Here is a 24,306-nt window from a genome sequence, read left to right on the forward strand (position 1 = left end):
CGTTTTGCTGTTTTTTATCCATCTGATACGATGCTGTTTTGCATAGTCAATCAATCGTATCAAAAAATGGAATCAGTTAAAAATGTACTCGTTTCGGGTGCCAGTTTCGCGGGGCTCTCAACTGCCTATTGGATGAACAGAATGGGTTACAAAGTAACCGTTGTTGAAATCGGAAGAGCGCTTAAAAAGGGGGGCTCGCCCGTCGATATTCTTGGAGATACTGTGAACATCGTCAAGCGAATGGGGCTTTTTGAGCAGATCAAGGCAAACCGACTCGGCCTGGAGCTATGGGAATTTAAGAATGCGGAGGACGTGACGGAAAGCTCCCTCGAATTGAAACAACCGGAAAAGGAATTTCCGGACGATGCTTTTGAGATCGAAAGGGACCTGTTACTCGATATGTTGTTTGATACCATAAAAAATGATGTTGCGTTTATTTTCAACGACAGTATCATTGCCCTAACAGAAAGTAAGGACAATATCCAGGTCACTTTCAAAAATAGTCCGCAGACGAGTTTTGACCTGGTATTAGGCTGCGACGGTATCCATTCGGTGGTTAGAAAACTCTGGTTTGGCCACGAAGCTGAATATGCCCATTTTCTGAAAGCTTATTTTTCGATCACAATCGTGAACAAGCTGCTGATCAAGGAGAAAACAATGCAGATATATGGCGAGCCGGATAAACTGGTCATGCTGAATGCCTATCACAACAAAACCGACATTGTTCTTTCTTTCCGTTCGGAGGAGGAAATCCCTTACGATTACCGGGACGAGGAGCAGGCAAGAAAAATTATCCTGGCGCAGTTTGGAAAGGCGGGCTGGCGGACCGCAGCGTTACTGGAGGAAGTGTTAGATTCAAAAACGTTCTACTTCGATCAATTCTGTCAGATCAAAATGCCGTCGTGGACCAAAGGCAGAGTGGCGCTGGTAGGCGATGCGGGCTACTGTGCTTCGCCAGCCGCGGGAAAGGGCGGATCGCTGGCGATAGACGGAGCGGCCGCATTGGCTGATGCTTTTCAGCAACACGCCGGGAATTTCGAATTGGCGTTTCAGGCTTATAACCAAAATTTCCGCCCTTTTATAGAAGAGGTTCAGGCAGCAGCCGTAAGCATGCTGGAACAGCTTGTCCCCAGAACCGAAGAAGCGATCCGCAAAAGAAACACAGAAGGGTTTTCGGTATAGACAAAAAGAATTGACCCATTTCGTAAAAAAACGGCATGATACCATGCCGTTTTTTTTGCTTTTGACCCATATCCCAAATTTCCCTGCTGCTGGATTCCTTCCGCCGCAGATTCCTGATTTAAGTGTCCCAAATCGCTGAAAAGCCTGTTTATTAGCCCAAATCAGGCCTTGTATACCTTTTGTACACCTGGTATTTCAGGGCATCTACCTTTTGTATACCCCCGAAAATAGTTGGCATGTTTGATCCGCCCTACGTTTGTATCGCCTTCCGGCAAACACCCCATTTCAACTCATTCATTTTATCTGTTGCCATGAAAAATCTATTTTTAAATGTACTTGTATTAATGCTCGTACTCTCCTCCTGCAAGCAGGAAGACACGATTGCCCCGGACCAGCCCACTACCAAGGCGACCACTCCGGAAGACGCCAAGATGAAAACAAACGGCCTCGTGCCCGTTGAGAAATACATTCTGACAGCACATGGCTTAAATCCTTTAACCTACCTCAATGGCCAACTCGCATCGGCACAGACCGATATGGGGCCATGGAATACATATCTGACCCGGTACGAATATAAAGGCACGCGCAGCACGTCAGAAATTGAGATAAAAGCGACCGTTTATAATGACGGACAACCTGACAAGATCTCTAAAATCTCCATGTACAAGGTGGACCTGGCCAACGGCCTTTGCTTCGAATCCACACACCAGGCTTTTGCTATCCCAGGCTACCTCAACCAGCCGACAGATCTGAAACCAAAAACCTGGCGCTATATCTATAATGCGCAAGGTCAGCTGGAAAAACGCTTTAATAAGGATAACCTGCTGGAATGGTTTAAATACGACTATATGAACGGCGATATGGTCAGGGCCACTACTTACGACGAAAAGGGCAAAAAAGTGAAGGAAATCTGGTTTGGCTATGCCCAGCCCGGGGGACAGCAATTGAAAAAGAACCTTTACCCTTTGTATATCGAGGCAGCAGACCTCCCCGATCGCTTCCTGAAAGTTTTCGGAAAATCCAGCAGCCATTTGCTGACCACCGTTTCCAAAAAATACATCCCGCTCGTTTCATCCGCTCCCTACGAGCATACCTATACCTACGAGTATAATGCAGACGGCTGGGTAACAGGCGAGAGCAAATTCAAGCAGGGCGAAACCGAGCTTTTCGAATACAAAAGATTCGATTACAAAGTCAACCAATAACATCAAACCCTATTCAATCACTCAGTCATTCAATGAATCAAATGAACACCTCATTTCATCAAATAGCAGCATCCGTTCTATTCGCATTTTCTCTGGCATTAGTTTCCTGCCAACAGGGCAATCTTGTCAGTCCCGACGATCCCTCGGTCGCATCGTCCCATAGCATGCGGGAGGCAGCCCTGCCTACAGCCCCGAAACTATACCAGCTTGTGAAACACGGCACTTCCACGTTAACTTACTCCGAAGATGGCCGGCTCAAAAAAGTATCCTATGGCCAGAGTTATCGCGGAAACAACGCGCCTTATGTGTTGTACACTTACAGTGCCAGCACAATCGTGTCCAAATTATATAACAGCAGCAACAAGCTCCAGGAGGTGATCACCTATCTTTTGGACCCGAATACCGGCAATTGCTACGAATCGCATCACAAAGAATATACTAACCCTCATTCAAATCAGGCAATTGAAAGCACTTATGGGTATTATTACAATGTCAAAGGGCAATTGATGATGCGCCAAAACAAAGCCGACGTGAAGGATTATACGCTGCTCAGCTACGATACCGTCTGGAACCTTGTCAAAGTGTCCATTTATGGTAATCCAGGTAATGGCGGCCCGGCCAAGCTGGTACTGGAGTCCAATCTGAGCTACAATCAGCCCACAGGGGACCCGGTGCTGATCGATCTGCACCCGATCAATTGCGAGGTTGCTAATCTGCCTGACACTTACCTGCGCATCTTTGGCAAGCCTACCAAATACCTGGTCAAGCTGATCACAGAAAAGGGGTCATTAGGCGGAAGGTATTTCACCTACACCTTGAATGCCGACGGTTACCCTATCTCCCGGCAAATGTACCAGATAAGCGGCGGCGAACTCACCCAGACAATCCCTTACGATTACCTCGTAACCAATCTGGGCCTCAGCTTATAAACCGATCAAACAAGGTAGACCCCAAACTTAGCCATGAAAAAAATCAATCATCCATACGCACTGACACACGGCTTCATGAACAAACCCAGGAAAATCAACTACCGGTGGCTGATCGTGTTTTTAGTGACACTGCTTTGTAAATTATCCTTGGGACAATGGTGACACTGTTTTTCTTACAGGGGCAGGCCTGGCCCTGCTTTATGCAGTTACCCTGCTTGCCACCTTTCCATTCCTGGTTTATTTTGGCAAGCCAAAACCCTGGCAAAAAGTAGTGCAGTTTATGATGTCATTTCCACTGGATAATGAAGGAATGGGCTTCTTTTCCCTCGGGAGCGCGGTCATCTTCGTTTTTCTCAACGGACTGCTCTGGAGCCTCGCGGTTGTAGGAACTGTCACTTTGGCCAGGTTTATCATTGGTATCTAGCATCAACGAATTGAAAATATATGTCAACCATCAAAATCATCACCTATATCAATTGGCTCCTGATCGCTTATTACGGCTGGTCGGTGATCTGGGCCCTGCTGCAGCCAACTGCACCGAGTCACGAGATGCCGGGCGTTGAATCGGTCATCAAGGTTACGGGCTTCCTGTTACTGATCGGGATCATCGCCATGAACCTCTCATCTTATCAATGGCTAAAAATCACCGCGACGGTTCTGGTCGTGATCATGCTGCTCATTATACACTGGTTTTCAGATAATTAAAAAAAATAGAACTTATGAAAAACTTTGGAATCGCACTCCTGGCAGGGATCGTCGGATATGTGGCCCTTGCCGCCCTGAGCTACTGGCTCATTGGAAAACTGTCATCAAACGGCCACGACAGAGGCGTGGAAGCGAGTATGACCAGTATTTTTGTTTACGGGCCAATAGGCTTCGTTCTTGCCTTTATTGCAGGTTATATCTGGGCCAGAAACTCGTTTTAAGGCCTGCCAATCATTTCACCCGCTATAAACCTAACTATGCAAAATCGCCGGCACTTCACCAAGAGCCGGCGATTATTGTTCTTTGAGGGCACGACCTAAGCAGCAGCCCGGATCATCGACTCCGCCCAGATGGTATATAGCTCGTTCCAGGCTTCGCTGGCTTCTTCGTCCCATTTCTCTTCAAGCCTGTTTTCGAGTACCCACATCAGCGCATCGCCTACCGTCTCATAATGCTCTTTACGCACGCCATACCCTGCATGTCGCGTGGCCATGGCATCAATGTCTGCCTGTATTTCCTCCATCGTCTGAAGACGGCTTACCATAAATGTGATCATGTCCGTCAGCTTTCTGGTTTGGTCCGCCATATCGGGCGGGAACATGGCCTGCAGGGATGGGTCGAGCTCAAACAGCTTTTCATAAAACAATTCACCTGTCATTTCAGGCAGGGTAATGGCATAGCTCCATGTTGTTTTAACGATGAGGATCTTCCTGTTTGTCATGATTTTGATGAATTCTTATTTCCAGTTCAAGTAGAAAATTTTAAACGGCAACGGCAAGAAACGCACGTATACAAAAGGTAAACAGACATCAAATAGCCATTAAATAATCGAGCAGGTTGTCTTCTTCGTTCATTTTCAGCTTTTTCCGGAGTCTGTGGCGCGCTGTTTTGACACTGTCGGGCGAAATACTCAGCAAGGTCGCAGATTCCTTAAGATTGAGGTTTAACCTCACCAATGCGCAGAGACGAAGCTCACCCGCGCTCAGTTCAGGGTTCGCTTTTTTTAATTTGGAGAAGAAATCCGGGTGTACCCCTTCGAAATAGGTTTTGAACTCGTCCCAGTCCTTATCCAGGTTGAAACTGTAGTCGATCAGGTTGATGAGCCTGCTGAACAGCGGTGTGTTTTCGTCCCGCTGCCCCGATTTCAAGGCGAGCGAAACCGTCTGCCGGATATCTTCCAGGATACTGTTTTTCTGGATCAGGTTCAGCGTGTGCGTGGTCAGTGCCTTGTTCCTGAATTCGAGCTCCCTACGGAGATGCTGCTCTTTTTCCAGACTATTTTGAATTTCGATATCTGCCAGCGCTTTTTGCACGGCGTGCAGTTCTTTGTCCTTCCGGACTTTCAGACGCTGCCTGTTAAATGCAAGCGCCACCAGGATCAGCACAGCAGCCAACCCGATTACTATCGTATTCCTCGTAGCATAACCCAGGTCTTTTTCCTGTTGCAGCAACTTGATCTCCGTTTCCTTCCGCTCATTTTCGTAATGTACCCGGAGGTTGGTCATTTTAATGGTATTTTCTTCATTGAAGATCGAGTCTTTCAAAACCGTCGCAAGCTCCTGAAAACGAAAGGCATCGGCATAATTTCCCGTCTGCCCGTACACAGTCGCCAGACCTTCATAAGCCAGTTGCAATGCCGGCCTGATCCCATTGGATTTGGCAAGTTCCTCGGCCTGGTGGTAACTCGCCAGCGCCTTTGCATGCTGACCGGTTTTTGAATACACATGCCCCAAACCATTGTAAGAACTCACCATCGCAGGCTTGCGCTGAAACTCCTGGTTGATTTCCAGCGCTTTCTCGTACTCGACAGTAGCAGGGCCATATTCGCCTTTCTGAAAGTATATCTCGCCAAGGTTATTATGGCAGATGATCTGACCATTCGCGTCTTTAAACTTCTCAAAAAGCGCCAGCCCCTTTTTCGCACTTTCCAGTGCGGCTGCATAATTTTTCTTTTTGATATGGATCGTGGCAATGTTGATGTAGCTGCCCGCGATGGATTTCTGGTCTCCGATCTTTGCCCAGATTGTCTGCGCCTGCTGATAAAAATGCAGCGCTTCTTCGTAATTTTTCTGGTTTTTATGAACATTTCCAATGCTGTTCATAGTACCCGCCATACGTTTCTCGTCCTTTAATCCCTGAAAAATCGCCAGGGCGCGCAGGTAGTTTTCCAGCGCGAGACTGTAATTCCCCTGCTCGCCGTAAATGATGCCGGTGCTGGAAATGGCTTTTGCAATACCTACTTTATTTTCATTTTCCCTTGCGATTTGCTCGCTCTTAGCGTAATGTGCCAGGGCTTCGGGATATTTGTTTTTCTGCCAATAGTAGACGCCCAGTGCATATTCCCCGTTGGCCTCACCTTTCGGAAAGTTTATTTTTTTGGACAAAGCAAGCACTTTTTCTGCATTAGCCAATGTCTTTTCAGGCGCCGAACTCCAATGTTCCATCGCGATCTCAAAAAGGAGGTTCGCCTTCGTTGTATCGGCGGTGGTTTTGTTCAGAAGGTTTTCCAGGCTATCAATTCTGGGTGATTGGGCAAAAACAGGAAAGGTGATAGTGAGGAGGAAGTAGAGTTTAATTCTCATTGAGACGTATCCGTCAGTCATTTTAGGTTTCCGCGAAGATAGTTGAAAGAAAGAATTAAATTCCAGGAGCATTTGACTTGGGCAGCAGCTGCGCTTCAAATCGAACCCACAATGGATTTCTTCACGTATTCCCGTTGGTATAGGAATACGGCTCGACTTGCGAAAAGGGCCATCGAATCTGTCCGAATAAGGCAGGTAAAGAGCGTGAGGCCTAAATCTTTCAGTTTAATATAGCCAGGAATATCACGAAACAGGCTGTGCGACTTTTTTACTGATTGCAGTTGGCTTAACCGCCAGGTACAAGACAACCTGAGTATGCTTTCCGTGCAACGATTATCACAGACACGCAGCAACGGCCTGGGCTCGGCTAGATTCAAAACAGTGCCCCATCATGCTGTTTCAGCCGCTCGGGTATTTCGTCTTCTGCCAGCAGGTCGATTTCGATGTTGCGGACGATGGTACCTACCGTATTAATATGTTAATTATGTTTGCAAATCATTCTAAAATAGAAATAATGCCGTGGCCTCATATCCGGACAGAAATTCCGTTTTTATTGAAAAAGGTGGGATAATAGATTTTACAACAATCGCACCAGGTAGTTCATACCATCAATACTCACAATATCTTCAACTAGAAATTGATAAACTGCCCTTCGAAGATCGCCGATTTCCACCTGCTTTTTTCGGATACATTGCCGATTCTAGTCTTGGGGCTGCGGTAACAAGAAAAAATGGCAGATATTACATTGGTATAAATGCAGGGACAAGTTTCATCCTTCTGGACGTTTTTGATAGAATGCTTTCAAGTAATAAAATTCTGACTGAATATGGGCAAGTTGAAATTGAACTGGAATCAGAAAAACTATATAACTCTCAACTCAAAGAAAGCGAGTACCTGCCTAGCAAAAGGCCTATGCCCAAATGCCCTTACAGACGATTCTTGGCTAATCAGTTATACAACTATGCCATGAATTTCATATTAATGCATGAGTATGGTCATGTTTGTAACGGTCATTTGCGCCTACTCGAAAAACAAAGTGGTGAAATGAGTCTTAATGAAAGCCCTTCAATGTTTGGTGACCTCAGTAAGGATCCATTTTTACGTCAAACCCTAGAAATGGACGCCGACTGCTTTGCTGCAACTAGACAACTCTTAGAAATTGTTCGTGCAAGTAAAAATATAGATCAAATTGATGATTTTTACAAACCATTTTATAGTTCAGAATCAACGGGAATTTATTTTTGGAGTTTTGCAATAAGTACAACCTTTTTGCTATTTGGAGATATTGAAGTAAAACTCGATGAACTTAGAAAATTATCTCACCCTCCCGAAGGTGTAAGACATGCCCTTCTATTAAATGCTGTGAAATATGGCCTACCTAAGTTTTTGGACAAAAGTAAAATTGAAATATCCGAAAACCTTGTAAATCGCGGGATTTCAGATGCTATTCAAGCATTAGCGGAGATATCCGAAACGCCTCCGAACAAACAATCTTTTAGATTTGCATATCTTTCGCAAGGCAATGACTATGCACTGGCAATTATACATAACTGGAATAAGGCTCGCCATTTACTCGAAAAACATGCATATTTAGATCTTCCTCCCACAAACTAAAACATCTTGCATGATCGGAAATGTGAGTTGTTGGAAAATGCTCGATACTTCGGCAACCTACGTATCTAAGAGCGTGTTTCGTCAATGCAAAGATGGTACGATCTCCATTCTTCGCAATCTCCCAGCCGCTCTCTTGAATCAGGAACCCAAAAGAGCTAAAATCGCTGCTTCATCGCCGACGATCGCTTCGTAGCCCTTCCGTTCAGCGTACAATTTCCAATGCTGCTCCGCCACTTCCTGCGCGCTGATCATCCGCAGACCGGGAGGAAAATTGGCTAGCATACCCTTACCTGCCTGATCATCCATGGACACAAATGCCGCAATGGAAGCGATACCTGCATAGATACCATCCGCTTTCAGGTTATTGTACAGCAGCTTGGTGTAATTGAGCAGGCTTCCCGCAGCAATCCCGAAATTGGCAGTCACAACCACCGGACCTTGCGCCGCAATGGCCGTGGCAAAAATATTACACTGCTTCATTTTTTCTCAATCACCGCACTAACCATCCCCCTCGCAGGAACCGTAAACCTGATCCCTGAAGCTGTCAGAGCTGATTTAGGTTTCAAAACAGCATAATCAGCCGGACCGCCCGCAACGCCACCGGGCGCCGAGTTGTTGATGATCACCTTTCTTGAAAACTCCCCGTTGTCATTGCTTCCTTCCAGGCTGTACCAGTAAAAACGGGTGCCGGTTCTGAAGTTTTTCAACTTCACTTCCACCGTTTGGGGTGAACCCGTCAGGTTAATCAGGTTCACATTGGCTTGCCCGGACGAATAGGTGGAAGCATAAGCTTTTACATTGGTATTTCCGGTATTCATCTCGCTGTTTACCAGCCGGTCGCCCATCATTTTTTGGAGAAAATACAAATAATAGAATGAGGGCCTTGGCGTCCATTTGGCCACGCCTGGTTCATTCCCATCGCTGAAAAGTCCGTGATCATCGCCCTCCGCCCAGAAATTCAGCAAATCCCAGCGGGCGGCGAGCCCATATTTGTTGGTCAGCGATTCACCCAAAACAATGACAGCGAAAGCGCCGCTGACATTGGAAACCTGCTGTTTGGAACCCCTGGCCCACATATTCCATTCCGTCATGGCAATTGGTTTTTGCGTCACCCCGTTTTCGGCAATGGTTTTGGTCACAAAATTCATCATTTTGGAAGGCTGCGAAAGCGCAGAACCCAGGACGACCGCGGCGGTCGAATTCTGATCGTATGGAGTAAAATAGTTGTGGCAAATGTAAAAATCCGCCCGGTTATTCAGCTCAGGAAGCAGGGTGGCGTTCCAGGTTTTGGTGGTATTCACCTGCCAGGCTTCCGTTTCTGACTCATACATCACCGCGCCAATATAAATCTTTGCACCGATTTCGGTCGCCGCTTTTTGCATGGAATCCGCAAAGACTTTAAAATGCTGCGCGTACAGTTTACCTGTAAGGTATTCCGGCTGACCGTCCTTGTTTTTGGATACATCAATGCGGTAACCCCATTCCCAATCCGCGTAATTCTCGTTGCCGATCTCCCAGTATTGCGTCCTGCCCTTGTCGTAGCGAACCCAGTCAGCTGCCAGATGCGCCGCGGCCGCCACCGGATTAGCACTGGTCCCGTACCGGGCATAGCCGTAATTGACCGTAAAAACGCCTTTATTACCGCTTTGCTGGCGCATATCGTAATAATTATCCAGAGATGCCCGCCAGTTGTCGTTGGTCATTCCGTAACCAAACCCAGGATCTTTCCGCGTGCCATCGGCCGCTGTCAGCAACGGAGGCACATCCGCAGGAAGCTTGCCGGGAGAAGCGTTCCAGAAATAAACGTCGCTTCCGCTACCGGCAGGGAAACGGATGATATTGGGTTTCAGATTGGTGATATGGGTCATGAACAAGGGCTCGGTGACCATGGGCGACATCCAGATATTGGCATTGTGCCCGTAAATCGTTGCCGGGACTTTGGTGATCACTTTCGATGCATCGACGGTAACTGTCCCGCTGGCCGAGACCGGTGCCTTTTCTTCGGTAAATGCCGGTATTGCAAATGATTTCTCCACCCAGCTATCCAGGAAAAAGCCCATGGTTTTGGCAATTTCGGGATCAACTGCTGGCTCTATTTGTTCCTCCTTCGGGTCATCGGCTTTGGCCGGAACGTTATCGTCCTTGCAGGAAATCATGAGAAACAGCGGGATAAGGCACCCGACGAGTGCCCTCCCAGATTGTTTTTTAACCATAAAATTACTGTAAACCTACGTGGTCGATATAAACTGTCCCTGCCCAGCCCGTTTCCTGGAACATGAGATCGGTAAGTGTAGCCGGACTGCCGAGGTCGGCTTTGGCAACCTTATATTCTGTCCAGACACCCTCCTTCACTGCCACCGGAAATGCTTTGCCGCCGTTGGCCGACACATTGATAACCTTGTCCTTGGTACCCGCCGTGCCGAAAATAGAAAACGTGATCGTTGTGTATGCTGCGGTAGGCACGCTACCGTTCGCAAATTTCAAAGCACCCCATGACCCTGCGAAAACCACCTTGGCCGCTGCATTGCCGTCACGGACGTTTTCGGTATTCGCAAAATCGAATGTGCCTCCCCATCCCCAGTTCTGCCAGGAATTGAGCAGCGCATCTTCGTACATGGCATATTTCAGAGCTGCGAGGTCGGGGAGGTCGTCCGTAAATTTCAGCATATCAGCCGATTCGATGGTCAGTCCTGAGTAAGCAACCAGTGTAATCTTACCCCTGGTCGCCGTCTTCGGGATTTTCACCACCAGTTGGGTGGCCGTTTTACCAACAAATTCGGTGACGGGCGCCGCCACTCCTTTGAACATGACGCCCATTGTCAAATCCAGGTCCGTACCGGTGATCGTCAGATTTTTTTCTCGCTCGGCTACCGCCGGTGCAAAGCTTTTGACCGCAGGCAACGCGATCGCCAACTCGGTTTCGGATTCAATCGTCAATGGTTCGGTACCGCCGGTCGAGAAAATGATCGGGCCGGTTTCCGCGCCAAATGGTACGGTTACGACCAGTTCGGTCAATGACTGACTTACAAATTTGGTTACTGCCGTGTCTTTGGCGAATGTGATCGCTTTTACCCAGTTCAAATACTCACCGGTAATGGTAATGTTCTCCCCCGGGCGTGCCTGCGCCGGTATTTTGGTGATTTTCACCGCGACCTCAAAGCTCAGAATGGTTTTGGAAACAATGTCGCCCTGGGTTGTTTTCAGGGTTACCAGGCCTTCAGCGGTTTCATTGGGTACTTTCAATACAATCAGTTCGGACGATTGCTTCACAAATGCCGAAGCAGGAACGCTGGCACCGGTCAGTTCCACCGAGGTGACCTTATCCAGGTTGTTCCCGATCAGACTGATCTCGTCGCCGGGTTTCACGCCCGACGGGCCGAAGCTCAGCAGCTGAACTTCGTCTGTGGTTGTCACATCATTTTTGTCGCAAGCCGTCATCAGGCCCAGAAGCGTGACGAAACATATCACGGCCCAAAACCGTGGTTTGATTATCGTTTTCATTTGAATATCCGTTTAGGGCTATTTTTTGAGAATTTTTGGCACTACACGGAAGTTATCCAGCGAAATATCCGCGTCCAGATCACCCCCGCCATGAAACAACAGCCTGGTATAGTAACCTTTCGGACTGACGCTCGGCTTCACGCCCAGCTTTTCATAACTCGCCACAATCTCCTCGAAGGGGATAATAACCGTCCTCCATTCGCCTTTGGTGTCGTAAGGTGGCGCCCACAAAAATGCATCGTTCACAAAGTCATTACTAAGTCCGACGTTGATTTTCAGCATGTTGTTATTGTAGGGTTTCAATGTATTGACCTCAAATTTCAGGTTATAGTCCGACGGTTTCAGGATCGCCTCGTCCGGTACATTCTTGCTGATCGCTCCCATGGCATCCGGCGGGCCGCCCGCTACCTCTTTCCATTGCCAGCCGCTGATGGTTTCCTTTACCCGGATATAGTTTCCGTTGATCGCCACCGGGTCCCCCGCCCCAGGTTTGGTTACGACATAAGCCGCGTTCCACCAGCCGGTGAAAGGATCGCTGCTCAAAAAGATATTGCGGTTATCCCTGAACCAGAAATCGGATTTCGTCTCGCCAAAATTGGTGATCACAGTGACCTGGCCGGGAACAACACCTTCCGGCACGCGCACCTGGATGATCCGGTCGGTGACCGAAACCAGCTCACCCTTCACGCCCCCGGCAAAAGTGACGGTCAGCGGTTCGTAAAAAAAGTTGCCATTGATGGTCGCTACGCTTCCGGTTGGCACAAATTCGCTGTTCATTCCCGCCACTACCGGCTCGCTGATCTGCACTTCGAAATCATGTTCCAATATTTTCCCATTGGAAAAAATGATTTTCATCTTATTGGTGATCTCTTTGGGGACCATCGCCGGAACACTCACCAGGATGGATGTGCTGGTAATGTAAGTAGGTGTCAAAACCGCCTTTTGGTTATTGAACCAGATTTCACTGGCGTCCTGCAAATTCTCCCCCACAATGGCGATCAGGTTACTTTGAAACGCGCCCACCAGCAAGGAGTCCGAAGACGTCGGCTTGGTAACACGGATATACTTGATCCTCGGCTCACCGCCATTGGGAAGGTCCTCTTCCGAACAGGAGAACTGGAATGCGGCCATCAATGCCAGCAAGGCAAAGAATAGTACCGATCTGTATCTATTTTTCATTTGAATGTCGATTTGGAATAAACCTGAATGATTTATTTGCTGTAATAGTCCACAGCCGGTTTTTGAAGATTGGGCGCCTGGCTCAGCTCCGCCGAAGGGATCGGCAAAAGAAAGTTTCCGCTGTTGGCATCAATCGTACGCTCGGTGGTGGCCCAGGACGTTTTGGTGAACGTCCACGAAGTAGGGTTCGGGAAATGGTCGGGAGCCGTAAAGAACAACCCGCGGTCCTGGCTGTTCAGGATCGAATAGGCTTTGGCTGCATTGTAATAATGCAGGCTTACGAGATCGTACCAGGCCATTCCTTCCATCGCAAATTCGACCAGGCGCTCCTTGAAGATGACATCAAAAGTCAATGGGTCCGCAAAAACCGGCAGGCCCGCCCGCATATGCACCATGTTGAAGTATTTCAATGCGGTAGGGTCTGTTGTGGATGCATTGTTTCCCAGCACTGCTTCTGCGTAGATCAGGTACATTTCCGCCAGCCGCATCATGTACGTATCGTTTCCATAGTTTTGAGAAGCGGACAATCCGCCTACGTCTTTGGCCTTACCGGTGAGGTACTTCTTGATGGCAACAAAATTGTTATCTGTCCCGGTAAATGGGAAAACTAATCTTTGCTCGCCGCCCGGGATCGTTTGCGTAATTTCAGGATAACTGGCTCCCGGCAGCATAAAAGTCGCTTTAAGCCGCTGGTCCACAGTACGTCCCTGCATGCCGGTTGCAGTTGGCTTTATTCCTTCATATTGGCTGAGCATCCACCAGGTTGCACTTTTATCGCCGCCCCAGCCGTCGCCGTTAGCGATATCCGGACTGTAAGCCAGGTATGCGGGCGTTGAGTTTTGGGTACCCCAGGCGCCGGGAGAATAAACCCATTGCAGCGAGAACAATGATTCCGAATTGTTGTCATAAGGGAACAAAAAGAGGTCGCTGTAATTCTTCAGCAGGGACAACCCGCTTTGGGTGATCACCCTTTCCGCATAGTATTTGGCACTGTCCAGGAAAGCCTGGTTTCTCGGCCCCGACCCTTTTGACTCCACGCCTGCGCGGGTCAGGTAAAACCGTGCCAGCATTCCTTCCGCCGACCATCTGGTGATCCGGCCCGGACGCACCGGTGTTTCGGGAAGGTCCTCTGCTACCTGGCGCATTTCGCTGGTCAGGAATTTCCAGACGCTTTCGGGCGTGTTGCGGGAAACGGTGGTATCCGACAGCAGTTCCAGGTTATTTTCAATGATCGGCACCGCGCCCCAGTTCATCACCAGCGAACGATAGGCCACCGCGCGCATAAACCTTGCCTCGGCGATCGCCATTTTCTTAATGGCAGGCGACACCCCGGTACCCGCATACTGATTGATATTGCTGATGGCCAGATTGGATTGACCGACTACGATAAAAAACGACCGCCAGGCAGAACCGTTCTCGGGTGTGTTCCCCGTGGTATTGAAAAGCACGTTACCCCTGTCATTCCAGGCCGAAAACGCAGTCCCCGCCCTGAAATCGCCCAGATTGTAAGAAGCTTTGTCGTTGTAATCAAACCATACCTTGCTGTACAACAATGCGGTAGAAGCCAAAACCTGATCGTCCGTCTGGTAAAAACCGGCATCTACGATCGAGTCAACCGGCGGCCTTTCCAGGAAATCCTCGGAGCAGGAAGTAACGGCAAAGAGCGAAACCAAAAGGGCGGTCCGGTAAAGTATATTGTGGAAATTTTTCATGTGGTTCAGTTTTTAGAAGTCCAGGCCCAGACTAAAAGTGTAAACGGGAGTCAGCGGATACCGGCCGTAATCAAGCCCGATAGCCTGATTGGACGGACTGGAATCCCTGGAAACATAAGCGCCCACCTCGGGATCAAAACCGGTGTATCTGGTGAATGTGAGCACATTCTGCGCTCCTACCGATAAGCGTGCCCCTCTGATGATCTTCTGTTTAGACATCAAAGCCGCCGGTACATTATAGCTCAGCGAAACGTTTTTCAGCCGGATGAAGGAGCCATCTTCCACCCATTTATCGGTGTGCCGGTTGAAGTTACCATTGGGCCCGTTGGAGATCCGCGCCACGTCGGTACCGGGATTGGCCAGTACCACTTCGCCGCTTTCATTGGTCACCGGCTTGGCATAATCCATGGCGTGCACCAGCAGGTTGCGGCTCAGGTTGATATTGCTGGCATTGGTATTCAGCTTGCCCAGGTAATTGTAAATGTCGTTCCCATAGGTGCTGGTAAACAGCAGGCTCAGATCGAAACCTTTGTAAGAGAAGGTATTGGTAAAACCCGCAAACATTTTCGGCCAGGGATTTCCAATGTTGGTCAGGTCATTTTCATCAATTTTACCATCCCCATTGATATCCTTGAACTTCACGTCGCCCACCCAGATGTTGTTCACGTTGGTAGGCAGCCTGTTTCCGTTGTTGTCCACGGGCACGGCGCTGCCATCGATTTCGGCAACGGTCTGAAACAGCCCTTCTTCCACATATCCCCTGAAAAGCCAGGGCGCTTTACCCACTTCCGAACGCTGCGTCCAATCCTGTAACCACCAAGAAGTGCGGTCCACAAAGGCGCTTTCCGAGTAAAATGATTTGATCCTGGTTTTAAAGCTCGAAATGTTCAGGCTGCTTTCCCATTTGAAACCGCCGCGGTTGATGTTGACGGTATTGATCGTAAAACCAAAACCTTTGTTCTGCAATGCGCCGATGTTAACTGTCGGCGAACCCACCGCACCGGTTCCATTGGTTCCCATATACCAGGGCAATGGTTTTTCCATCAGCAGGTTATCGGTGTTCTTGATATAATAGTCCAGTTCAAACTGGATCCTGTTTTCCAGCAGGCCCACGTTGATGCCGAAGTTGTTGGTTTTGGTTTCTTCCCATTTCAAACCAGGATTGCTGTATTTGGTAGGTAAAAAACCCGTCGAGGTGGGCGTCGCACCGGTGCCCATCGGCGAGTAGATCCCGCCGCTGCCCTGGTTCCCCGTCACACCTGTTTCAAAGCGCAACTTCAACTCGCTGATTGCGTGTACATTGAAGAATGGCTCCTGCGATACCCGCCAGGCTGCGGAAACGGACGGGAAAAAACCCCACTTGTTTTCCTTACCAAAATTAGCCGAACCGTCGCGTCGCACGGTCGCCATGACAATGTACCGGTCGGCATAGTTGTAGTTTAACCTTCCCAGGTACGATTCCATTGCCCATTCGCCCGAACCACCTGAATTACTGGAAGTAAGCGCATCGCCCGCAGCCAGGTCAAGGATATCGTTGGTTAAAAAGCCGGTCCTGGTGGCGCCTACGTTCTTGTAGGTCGAAGCTTGTGCTTCGTGGCTTACCATGGCATTGATGCTGTGCTTTCCGAACTGCTTATTATATTCCAAAAGTTGGTTCCAATTGTAATAGGTGTTCACACCGTTCCCATTGGTCAGCGACGCGGTCACGTTTCTGGCCCAGCCAATCGCATAAGTCGGGATATAATAAGTGGAATTTGAAAAACCCAGATTGGTATTGAAGGAAGACCTGAAATTCAAGCCCTTCATCATCTCGATACCCAGGTTCAAACCACCCAGAAACTGCCTTCTGACCAGCTTGTTTGTCGTCAAATTCGCAATCGCAATGGGGTTGACCGGTGCAAACTGATTGGCACCATTATTCGTGTCTCCCCCGCCCCACGATCCGTCCAGATTTTTAACAGGTACCTGCGGCGTCAGCTGTAACGCACTGGCGATGATGTTTTCCTGGCTGGTGGTCAGGTTGTCATTGGTTTGGTTAAAACTGAGGTTCGCACCGATAGAAGCCCATTTTCTTGGTTTGTTATCCAGGTTCAGTCTGAAACCGTACCGGTTAAAGCCCGAGCCCAATGCCACGCCATCCTGTTTGAGGTACTCGCCGGACAGATAATAAGTAGTCTTATCATTGCCACCGCTGAGGCTCAGCTGATGCTTGTTCATCGGCGCGCTTTTAAAAAGCTCCTTCTGCCAGTCGGTACCGGTGCCCAGCAGCGAAGGGTCCAGAAATTCCTGTGGCGTTTCGCCCCCCGCCAATGCGTGGTACTCGCCTACCATTTGTGCATACTGGCGCAGGTTCATCACATCCAGCGATTGCGGGGCGGTTTGCAAACTGTATTGGTAACCGTAGGAAATCTTGGTATCCCCCGATTTTCCTCTTTTGGTTGTAACGATCAAAACGCCATTGGTAGCCCGCGAACCATAAATAGCAGTTGCGGAAGGACCTTGCAACACTTCAATCGACTCTATATCGGCGGGGTTTAATCCTGCAAGCGGATTGGACGAACTTTGCGACCCAAACGACACCGACTGGCCGGGAATCTGCACCCCATCCACCACATACAATGGTTCGTTGCTGCCGCTGATGGAGTTAACCCCGCGGATATTGACAGAAATACCCCCGCCCGGCTGGCCCGAATTCTGGGTTACATAAACACCTGCCGCCCTGCCCTGAATAGCCTGCTCGATCGTCGTGTTGACCGTCTTGCTGATATCCTTTGCCGACACCGAAGTTTGCGCGGTCGTGAGGTCGGCGCGTTTCATTTCGCCATAGCCCACCACCACCACTTCTTCCAGTGCCTTGGTATCCACCCCAAGTATGACATGGATCGTGCTCTGGTTCCCTACGATCACTTCCTTGGACACATACCCTACAAAAGAAAAGATGAGCACCGAGCTCGTACCCGGCACCGCCAGCGAGAATTTTCCGTCCGACGCCGTAGTGGTCCCCTGCGACAACCCTTTGATGACAATGCTCACACCCGGCAACGGTTCCCCCTTGTCATCGGTAACCTTACCCGTTACTTCCACAACCGGCAGCTGGTAGGCGGTCACTTTATTGGAAAGCAGGTTGGGCGCTCCCAGGTCGTTTTTTCCAAATACCGGCTCGGGCATATTTTCCTGCCTGATCGCCGGCATATCTATCTGCTCAGCGCTTGTTTTTTTCTTTTTTACGACAATCGTTTTGTCAATAATGGAATAGCTCAAAGGCTGATTTTCAAAAACCCGGTCCAGCACCGTTTTCAGTTCCGCGCCATTCACTTTGATGTTTACCGGGACAGTCTTTTTCAACAACCGGTTGTTATATAGAAAGTTATAGCCCGTCTGTTTGCGGATTTCATTGAAAATCCTTTCCAGCCCGCTGTTATTCTCGTTCAGCCTAACGGTTTGCGAATATACGCCGGCGCTCACCTGCATAAAAACTACAAAAAAGAGAAAGGCCGTAAGCTTCATAATCCTTGCTATTTTGACATAAAGCGGCGGTGCATGCCGGGTACCCGGCCGGGTATGGCCGTGTTGACTTAGTAAAGCATATTTCATACTTTTACAATGTTTAGGTTCAATTGTACATGATTTGGGTTTCTCGAAAATTCCTGACTGTATTAACCTCAACAGCGCCCCGTACTGAGTCCGGCCAAAGATTTCAGTAGGGTACTTGCCACTTCGGACGCCAATCCGAAGTGTTTTTTTTGGTCAACCAGCGTGTTTTGCTCAGCTGTCGTTCATATCTGGTATCTGGTTTTAAGAAAAATTATCTATAAGTAATTGTAAATCAATAAGATACTACTCCGCAGCCATCACTTCAACCCGGTTGTCCCTGACATTAAACTTCACGCCCCCGCCTTCTTCCAGAATGTTCAGCACATTGGAAATCGCCACTTTTTTTGAAACATAACCGGTAAACTGATCTTGCGGGAGAGGCCCCTTGTATACCACTTCCAGGTCGTACCAGCGGGAAAGCTGGCGCATCACCTCCTGAATATCGGTATCAAGAAATTTAAAATAGCCTTTCTGCCAGGCAATGGCACTTTCAGTATCCGCCTTTTCGACCGAGATCGCGGCTGTACTGGCGTTTGTTTGTTTTAAGATCGATTGTTCGCCGGGTCTCAAACGCACCGCCGTCCCGACCTTCCCGGCATTGCCGCGCACAGGGTATACTTTCACGCTTCCTTCCAGCAAAGTGGTTTTGACTGCCCCTTCGTCCCTGTAGGAATTTACATTAAAATGGGTCCCTACGACCTCGATTACCTGGTTGTTGCAGACGACCAGAAATGGAATCTTCCGATGATCCCGCTGGTAAGGTGATACCTCAAAATAAACTTCGCCTGTAATCTCGACACGACGTTCGTTCCCATCGAAAATGGCGGGAAAACGGATGGACGACAGCGAATTAAGCCAAACCTTCGTTCCGTCCGACAGGTTAATCTGATACTGACCAGCTTTGGGTGTCGTGATCTGGTTGAAGTTCGCCCGGTTACCGGCAGCGGACTTTTCGCTAACCGGCCTGGAATAGACCAGCTGCCCGTCCGTGACTTTGTAGATCTGGATGTCCGATTGCTTCGCGATCTGCCCTTCAACTGCTTCATTGAGGTTGATCCTCGACCCGTCGGCGAGGGTCAGCATTGCCTTGTTCCCTCCGGGCGCACCCTCAGCGGTTGTTACAGGCTGAGGGGCAGTTCCGGATTGCCGGGCTTTGCTGATGAAAAGGTAATAACCGCCAAAGCCGAGCAGGATAAATACTGCTGCGGCCGAAAATCTTCTGATGTAAGTCCATAAGTTTAAAACCGGGGCTACGGATGTGCTCACGGCAGCGTCGGCCTGGTCCAGCCGCGCTTCTATTTTCCGGACCAAGGCATCGTTCTGGTTCTGCATTTCCAATACGGAACGCATTCCGGCCATGCCGCCATACGCTTCCATGATCCGCTCAGCCTCCTGTGGTGGAACAGAGCTAAACCATTTGAGGAACTGCTCATGCTCTTCGGGAGAATGCCTGTTTTGGAGGTATTTTTCTAAAAATGCTTTACAGTCAAAGCTTTGGTAGTCGTTTTCTTCCATATTCCGAAAGACGTACGAGCATTCCGAAAGAACCCCTCGACAGTGAAATTATTTTTACTTTTTTTAGAACTTATTAAATAGAAGACGATAAATACATGAATATCACCACATTTGCTGTGATTTCTCCATGCTTGCGCAGGTAGTCCTTTACGAAACTGTTGGCTGCGTAAAGTTGCTTTTTAACAACCGATTTGGAAATCCCGAGCTTTTCGGCAATCTGGTCCAATGAAAATTCCTCTCTGGTTTTGAGTTCGAATATCTGTTTGCGTTTTTCCGGAAGCATGCGGATCGCGTCCTGGGCAAGCTGGAAACACTGCCCGTAAATCAGGTCGCTGTCGGCGTACTCCTCGCTTTCCTCCCTAACCGGCGCAGAGGACGACAGGTACCTGAGCTGTGTTTTCTCTTTCCGGAGATAGTCGAGCAACAGGTTTTTGGCTATTTTAAACAGATAGGGTTCAAAAAGCTGCACATTTTTCAACCCGTCGCGCTGGTCCCAGATCTTCACGAACGTATCCTGGACGATTTCCTCGCTGAGATCCTGGGATTTGGTAAACAGGTAAATGTATTTGAGCAAACCCGAGAGATAAGACTTGTACAATGCGGTATACGCCTCCCTGTCCCCCTCGGCACAGCGATCCAAAAGCATCCTGTCATCTGAAAACTCTCTCATTAACCGCCTTTAAATCAATTTGTTGTTTTGAACAAAACTGGAATGTTATTCTTCCTTTTCATGCAATGGCAAAATCCAAACAAGCCATTTTTACATTTATTCTACAATTTGTTCTATGCAAATTACTTAAATAAGCGGGGTTATTGCAATGGGGAAACTATTTTATATTACTTGTCCATATCCAATCTTTGATCTCCGGCATATCTTCCCCGTTTTCGTTGATATAACTCCGATGGAAGATCAGCTTATCCTGCATCTCCTGTTTCAGGTAGGCGCAGGTATTCCCCAACTGGGGCAACCGCATGATCACATCCTGTACCAGATGGAACCGGTCCATTTCGTTGAGAACGGTCATGTCGAAAGGCGTTGTGATCGTTCCTTCCTCCTTATAACCCTTCACATGAAAATTCTGATGGTTATGCCGCTTGTAGGTAAGCCTGTGAATGAGCCAGGGATAGCCATGAAAAGCAAAAATCACCGGCTTGTTCAACGTAAAAAGTGCATCAAATGAAGGATCGTCAAGTCCATGTGGGTGTTCGGTGACCGACTGTAACTTCATCAGATCGACCACATTTACGACCCTTATTTTCAGGGACGGCGCATGCGCCCTTAAAATAGAAACCGCTGCCAGTGTTTCCAGTGTCGGCACGTCGCCAGCACAGGCCATAACCACATCCGGTTCTGCATTTTCATCGTTGCTGGCCCAGTTCCAGATGCCGATGCCTCTTGTGCAGTGGTTTACTGCCTGCTCCATATTGAGCCACTGGGGCGCGGGATGCTTGCCGGCGATGATCACGTTCACATAATGCTTGGTCCGCAAACAATGGTCCATGACAGACAGCAGGCAGTTCGCGTCCGGTGGCAGATATACCCGGATGATCTCCGCTTTTTTGTTCACCACATGGTCGATAAAACCGGGATCCTGATGCGTGAAGCCGTTGTGGTCCTGTCGCCAGACGTGCGACGCGAGCAGGTAATTCAACGACGCAATTTCTCTTCTCCATGGCAGTTCGCGCGTCACTTTCAGCCATTTGGCATGCTGGTTAAACATCGAATCGATAATATGGATAAAGGCTTCATAGCTGTTCAGCAGCCCATGACGCCCGGTGAGCAGGTAGCCTTCCAGCCAGCCTTCGCACTGGTGCTCGCTCAGTACTTCCATCACACGGCCGTCTGTGTTCAGGTATTCGTCGGTATCATCCGTGGTGCCCATCCATTGGCGGTCTGTTGCTTCGAAAACATGGTTAAGCTTGTTGGACAGCGTTTCGTCGGGTCCGAAGATCCTGAAATTCCGCTGCGCCTGGTTCAATCGGATCACGTCCCTCAGAAATCCCCCGACAATGGTCGTGTCCGACTCCGTTTTCCCACCCGGCTGTTCCAGTTCCACCGCATAATCCCGGAAATCGGGCATCCGGAGATCTTTCAACAGCAAGCCGCCATTGGCATGCGGATTTGCGCCCATGCGCTTTTCTGCCTTGGGGGCAATCGCGGCCAAACTTTCGATTAATTTTCCGCCATCGTCGAACAACTCATGGGGCCGGTAGCTTTTCATCCATTCTTCCAGCTGCTTCAGATGCCCGGGGTTGGTAGCCGGACTTCCGATCGGTACCTGGTGTGCATGAAAACTTCCTTCAATCTTTACACCGTCCACTTCCTTTGGCCCAGTCCAGCCTTTCGGGCTTCTTAAGACGATCATCGGCCAGAACGGGCGCTGCCTGTTCCCATTTTCCAGCGCATCAAAACGGATCGCGCGGATCTGTACGACGACCTGATCGAGCACATCGGCCATTTGCTTGTGCATCACCGCCGGATCGTCGCCTTCGACGAAATAAGGTGTCCAGCCATACCCCTCCATCAACTTTTGCAGCTCTTCGTGGCCAATGCGAGCCAGAACCGTTGGGTTGGCTATTTTGTAGCCATTTAAATGCAGGATGGGCAGCACGACGCCGTCGGTAACGGGGTTTAAAAACTTATTGGAATGCCATGCAGTAGCCAGCGGGCCGGTTTCGGCCTCGCCGTCACCCACGACACAGGCCACAATCAGGTCCGGATTATCAAAAACTGCCCCGAATGCGTGACTGAGCGAATAACCCAGTTCCCCGCCTTCATGAATAGAACCCGGACATTCCGGTGAAACATGACTGGGGATACCACCGGGAAACGAAAACTGTTTGAATAATTTCTTTAATCCCGCTTCATCCTGGCTGATGTCGGGATAAATTTCGGAATAAGTGCCTTCCAGGTAGGTATTGGCAACCAGTGCTGGTCCGCCGTGGCCCGGACCGGATATGTAGATCATGTTCAGATCGTACTTATTAATGATCCGGTTGAGGTGGGCATATATAAAGTTCTGCCCTGGCGTGGTACCCCAGTGGCCCAGCAGCATTTTTTTAATGTGGCTTACCTGCAAAGGCTCCCGAAGCAACGGGTTCTCCCGCAGGTACATTTGTCCCACGGAAAGATAATTGGCTGCCCGCCAGTAGGCATCCACAAGGCTTAGTTCGTTTTTTTCGTTTTCCATATTCGTTATCGTGGAGTAGGTCCCAAGTCGTTTATTGCTTGCTGTGTAAGCCTGGCGATCATGTATTCTTCGTTGGCCGGGATTAAAAATAACTTGACACGGCTTTCCGGGGCCGATATCAAGGTCTGTCCTGATCTATTCGCCATCTCGTCTATTTGAATTCCTAAAAAAGCCAGCCCCTGACAAATCCGAAGCCGCACCCCGGGCGCATTTTCTCCAATACCTCCGGTGAATACAAGTCCGTCTAAGCCGCCTAACACGGCTGCCATTGCCCCGATCCATTTTTTTGCCAGGTACACAAATAATGCAATCGCCTCTGCGGCACGGTCATCATCCTCTTCCTGTTCAAGCAATTCACCCATATCGGCGCTGATTTCGGAAACGCCCAGCAACCCCGACTGGCGGTTGATCAGGTCCGAAAATTCGGATATACCAACAAGCTTGTTTTTAAGAAGGTAATCAATGATCCCCGGATCTAAATCACCGGTCCTGGTCCCCATCATCATTCCTCCGACCGGCGTAAACCCCATGGTGGTATCCAGGCTTTTGCCATCCCTCACTGCTGCCATGCTGCAACCGCTTCCCAGATGTGCCAGCACCAGGCGTCCGCTTACAGTGTCCGGGCCATATTTTTCGCGAAGCTGTTCGAGCAGGTAACTGTACGATAACCCGTGAAAACCATAACGTTTGATGCCCTTTTGAAGGAATTTTCGGGGTAACGCAAATTGGGACGCCACTTGAGGCAGACCAGCATGGAAGGCCGTATCAAAGCAAGCTACCTGTTTCAGCTGCGGCTTTCGCTCCTTTATTTTTTGGATTAAAAAAATCTCAGCCGGTAAGTGATCCGGGTCATATGCGCTGATTTCTTTCAATTCTTTTAACAGCAGATCATCAATTTCAACCGCATCCCGGTGATCCATTCCATGCACGATCCTGTGCCCCACTGCCTGCATTTTTTCAAACCCGATGTTTTTTTCAAGCCAGTCGAGCAGGAATTCTCCCGATGTCGCCATACTCTGCGCACCGATTGCCTTCTTTTCCCCATCGTCATCACCTTCCCGACGAAAGCTGAATGTTGCCTCCTCTCCACCGATACGGCCTATTTCTCCGGATAAAACGAGAGCCAGGCCTTCTTCTAAACTATAGACTGAAAATTTGATGCTGGATGATCCGCCGTTAAGGGTTAAAATCACCTGCTTCGCCTTGGTTTCAAACGCGTACGGATTACCCATAACCTTACTTTTGACACTAAATGTACGTGGATCAAAACTAGAAAATGCCGGTTTTAAAAAAGCATACCAATCTCACCTCAAAAACTAACCGCCGTCATAGTAGGTAATCCTTCGCCCACCTTTTATCCCCCAAGACAAAAAGCCCCGCGGCTCGGTGGAGCGGCA

General features: G+C 49.0%; 20 protein-coding genes. 8 read left to right on the forward strand and 12 right to left on the reverse strand.

What is annotated here, in order from left to right; all coding sequences use genetic code 11:
* Window positions 1-66: 66 nt before the first annotated feature.
* From AC1XUF_RS08210 to AC1XUF_RS08240, 7 genes are all read left to right on the forward strand, one after another.
* Window positions 67-1,182, forward strand: coding sequence for an FAD-dependent monooxygenase (locus AC1XUF_RS08210; RefSeq protein ID WP_483341200.1), 1,116 nt, complete (start codon window positions 67-69; stop codon window positions 1,180-1,182).
* A 311-nt stretch (window positions 1,183-1,493) separates the two neighbouring features.
* Window positions 1,494-2,387 (forward strand): hypothetical protein, encoded by an 894-nt coding sequence (locus AC1XUF_RS08215; RefSeq protein ID WP_483341201.1) that lies wholly within the window; start codon window positions 1,494-1,496, stop codon window positions 2,385-2,387.
* A gap of 41 nt (window positions 2,388-2,428) precedes the next feature.
* Window positions 2,429-3,316 (forward strand): hypothetical protein, encoded by an 888-nt coding sequence (locus tag AC1XUF_RS08220; protein ID WP_483341202.1) that lies wholly within the window; start codon window positions 2,429-2,431, stop codon window positions 3,314-3,316.
* Between the two features lie 33 nt (window positions 3,317-3,349).
* Window positions 3,350-3,478 (forward strand): hypothetical protein, encoded by a 129-nt coding sequence (locus tag AC1XUF_RS08225; RefSeq protein WP_483341203.1) that lies wholly within the window; start codon window positions 3,350-3,352, stop codon window positions 3,476-3,478.
* Between the two features lie 118 nt (window positions 3,479-3,596).
* Window positions 3,597-3,740, forward strand: a complete 144-nt coding sequence (locus tag AC1XUF_RS08230) for a hypothetical protein (RefSeq protein ID WP_483341204.1) — start codon at window positions 3,597-3,599, stop codon at window positions 3,738-3,740.
* 20 nt (window positions 3,741-3,760) lie between these two features.
* Window positions 3,761-4,021 carry a hypothetical protein gene (locus AC1XUF_RS08235; protein ID WP_483341205.1) on the forward strand — a complete coding sequence of 87 codons (261 nt, stop codon included), beginning with the start codon at window positions 3,761-3,763 and terminating at the stop codon, window positions 4,019-4,021.
* Between the two features lie 14 nt (window positions 4,022-4,035).
* Window positions 4,036-4,242 carry a hypothetical protein gene (locus AC1XUF_RS08240; protein ID WP_483341206.1) on the forward strand — a complete coding sequence of 69 codons (207 nt, stop codon included), beginning with the start codon at window positions 4,036-4,038 and terminating at the stop codon, window positions 4,240-4,242.
* A 95-nt stretch (window positions 4,243-4,337) separates the two neighbouring features.
* On the opposite strand, the gene AC1XUF_RS08245 is transcribed toward AC1XUF_RS08240, so the two are convergent.
* Both AC1XUF_RS08245 and AC1XUF_RS08250 read right to left on the reverse strand, forming a co-directional pair.
* The gene (locus AC1XUF_RS08245) at window positions 4,338-4,742 is read right to left on the reverse strand and encodes a globin domain-containing protein (protein ID WP_483341207.1); all 405 of its coding nucleotides are present in this window, start codon (window positions 4,740-4,742) and stop codon (window positions 4,338-4,340) included.
* Between the two features lie 88 nt (window positions 4,743-4,830).
* Window positions 4,831-6,603 (reverse strand): tetratricopeptide repeat protein, encoded by a 1,773-nt coding sequence (locus AC1XUF_RS08250; RefSeq protein WP_483341208.1) that lies wholly within the window; start codon window positions 6,601-6,603, stop codon window positions 4,831-4,833.
* Window positions 6,604-7,122: 519 nt separating this feature from the next.
* Between AC1XUF_RS08250 and AC1XUF_RS08255 the strand changes: the two genes are divergently transcribed.
* Complete coding sequence (locus tag AC1XUF_RS08255; RefSeq protein ID WP_483341209.1) at window positions 7,123-8,217, forward strand: hypothetical protein; 1,095 nt, start codon at window positions 7,123-7,125, stop codon at window positions 8,215-8,217.
* Between the two features lie 138 nt (window positions 8,218-8,355).
* Here the strand turns inward: AC1XUF_RS08255 and AC1XUF_RS08260 are convergent, their stop codons facing one another.
* The 10 genes from AC1XUF_RS08260 to AC1XUF_RS08305 all read right to left on the reverse strand — a co-directional run bounded on the left by AC1XUF_RS08260 (window position 8,356) and on the right by AC1XUF_RS08305 (window position 24,141).
* On the reverse strand, window positions 8,356-8,697 hold the full coding sequence (locus tag AC1XUF_RS08260) for a hypothetical protein (RefSeq protein ID WP_483341210.1): 342 nt from the start codon (window positions 8,695-8,697) through the stop codon (window positions 8,356-8,358).
* A complete protein-coding gene (locus AC1XUF_RS08265) occupies window positions 8,694-10,373 on the reverse strand; it encodes a hypothetical protein (protein ID WP_483341211.1) in 1,680 nt (559 codons plus the stop codon). Before AC1XUF_RS08265 ends, AC1XUF_RS08260 begins: the two co-directional genes overlap by 4 nt.
* Before the next feature lie 61 nt (window positions 10,374-10,434).
* Window positions 10,435-11,718, reverse strand: coding sequence for a hypothetical protein (locus AC1XUF_RS08270; protein WP_483341212.1), 1,284 nt, complete (start codon window positions 11,716-11,718; stop codon window positions 10,435-10,437).
* A gap of 18 nt (window positions 11,719-11,736) precedes the next feature.
* A complete protein-coding gene (locus AC1XUF_RS08275; protein WP_483341213.1) occupies window positions 11,737-12,897 on the reverse strand; it encodes a glycan-binding surface protein in 1,161 nt (386 codons plus the stop codon).
* 32 nt (window positions 12,898-12,929) lie between these two features.
* Window positions 12,930-14,609: a RagB/SusD family nutrient uptake outer membrane protein gene (locus tag AC1XUF_RS08280; protein WP_483341215.1), complete on the reverse strand. Its 1,680-nt coding sequence runs from the start codon at window positions 14,607-14,609 to the stop codon at window positions 12,930-12,932.
* Window positions 14,610-14,621: 12 nt separating this feature from the next.
* On the reverse strand, window positions 14,622-18,203 hold the full coding sequence (locus tag AC1XUF_RS08285) for a TonB-dependent receptor (RefSeq protein WP_483341216.1): 3,582 nt from the start codon (window positions 18,201-18,203) through the stop codon (window positions 14,622-14,624).
* 243 nt (window positions 18,204-18,446) lie between these two features.
* Entirely contained in the window at window positions 18,447-19,718 is a 1,272-nt protein-coding gene (locus AC1XUF_RS08290) for a FecR family protein (protein WP_483341217.1), read from the reverse strand.
* 73 nt (window positions 19,719-19,791) lie between these two features.
* Window positions 19,792-20,388, reverse strand: coding sequence for an RNA polymerase sigma factor (locus tag AC1XUF_RS08295; RefSeq protein ID WP_483341218.1), 597 nt, complete (start codon window positions 20,386-20,388; stop codon window positions 19,792-19,794).
* A 157-nt stretch (window positions 20,389-20,545) separates the two neighbouring features.
* On the reverse strand, window positions 20,546-22,909 hold the full coding sequence (locus AC1XUF_RS08300) for a phosphoketolase family protein (protein ID WP_483341219.1): 2,364 nt from the start codon (window positions 22,907-22,909) through the stop codon (window positions 20,546-20,548).
* A 5-nt stretch (window positions 22,910-22,914) separates the two neighbouring features.
* Window positions 22,915-24,141: an acetate/propionate family kinase gene (locus tag AC1XUF_RS08305; RefSeq protein ID WP_483341220.1), complete on the reverse strand. Its 1,227-nt coding sequence runs from the start codon at window positions 24,139-24,141 to the stop codon at window positions 22,915-22,917.
* Window positions 24,142-24,306 lie beyond the last annotated feature (165 nt).

The organism is Dyadobacter sp. HNCC25DJ185 (assembly GCF_056895195.1).

What these genes read in the sequence shown, in the direction of transcription:
- AC1XUF_RS08210 (WP_483341200.1), top strand. Translation starts at nt 67, where the DNA reads ATGGAATCAGTTAAAAATGTACTCGTTTCGGGTGCCAGTTTCGCGGGG.
- AC1XUF_RS08215 (WP_483341201.1), top strand. Translation starts at nt 1,494, where the DNA reads ATGAAAAATCTATTTTTAAATGTACTTGTATTAATGCTCGTACTCTCC.
- AC1XUF_RS08220 (WP_483341202.1), top strand. Translation starts at nt 2,429, where the DNA reads ATGAACACCTCATTTCATCAAATAGCAGCATCCGTTCTATTCGCATTT.
- AC1XUF_RS08225 (WP_483341203.1), top strand. Translation starts at nt 3,350, where the DNA reads ATGAAAAAAATCAATCATCCATACGCACTGACACACGGCTTCATGAAC.
- AC1XUF_RS08230 (WP_483341204.1), top strand. Translation starts at nt 3,597, where the DNA reads ATGATGTCATTTCCACTGGATAATGAAGGAATGGGCTTCTTTTCCCTC.
- AC1XUF_RS08235 (WP_483341205.1), top strand. Translation starts at nt 3,761, where the DNA reads ATGTCAACCATCAAAATCATCACCTATATCAATTGGCTCCTGATCGCT.
- AC1XUF_RS08240 (WP_483341206.1), top strand. Translation starts at nt 4,036, where the DNA reads ATGAAAAACTTTGGAATCGCACTCCTGGCAGGGATCGTCGGATATGTG.
- AC1XUF_RS08245 (WP_483341207.1), bottom strand. Translation starts at nt 4,742, where the DNA reads ATGACAAACAGGAAGATCCTCATCGTTAAAACAACATGGAGCTATGCC.
- AC1XUF_RS08250 (WP_483341208.1), bottom strand. Translation starts at nt 6,603, where the DNA reads ATGAGAATTAAACTCTACTTCCTCCTCACTATCACCTTTCCTGTTTTT.
- AC1XUF_RS08260 (WP_483341210.1), bottom strand. Translation starts at nt 8,697, where the DNA reads ATGAAGCAGTGTAATATTTTTGCCACGGCCATTGCGGCGCAAGGTCCG.
- AC1XUF_RS08265 (WP_483341211.1), bottom strand. Translation starts at nt 10,373, where the DNA reads ATGATTTCCTGCAAGGACGATAACGTTCCGGCCAAAGCCGATGACCCG.
- AC1XUF_RS08270 (WP_483341212.1), bottom strand. Translation starts at nt 11,718, where the DNA reads ATGAAAACGATAATCAAACCACGGTTTTGGGCCGTGATATGTTTCGTC.
- AC1XUF_RS08275 (WP_483341213.1), bottom strand. Translation starts at nt 12,897, where the DNA reads ATGAAAAATAGATACAGATCGGTACTATTCTTTGCCTTGCTGGCATTG.
- AC1XUF_RS08280 (WP_483341215.1), bottom strand. Translation starts at nt 14,609, where the DNA reads ATGAAAAATTTCCACAATATACTTTACCGGACCGCCCTTTTGGTTTCG.
- AC1XUF_RS08285 (WP_483341216.1), bottom strand. Translation starts at nt 18,203, where the DNA reads ATGAAATATGCTTTACTAAGTCAACACGGCCATACCCGGCCGGGTACC.
- AC1XUF_RS08290 (WP_483341217.1), bottom strand. Translation starts at nt 19,718, where the DNA reads ATGGAAGAAAACGACTACCAAAGCTTTGACTGTAAAGCATTTTTAGAA.
- AC1XUF_RS08295 (WP_483341218.1), bottom strand. Translation starts at nt 20,388, where the DNA reads ATGAGAGAGTTTTCAGATGACAGGATGCTTTTGGATCGCTGTGCCGAG.
- AC1XUF_RS08300 (WP_483341219.1), bottom strand. Translation starts at nt 22,909, where the DNA reads ATGGAAAACGAAAAAAACGAACTAAGCCTTGTGGATGCCTACTGGCGG.
- AC1XUF_RS08305 (WP_483341220.1), bottom strand. Translation starts at nt 24,141, where the DNA reads ATGGGTAATCCGTACGCGTTTGAAACCAAGGCGAAGCAGGTGATTTTA.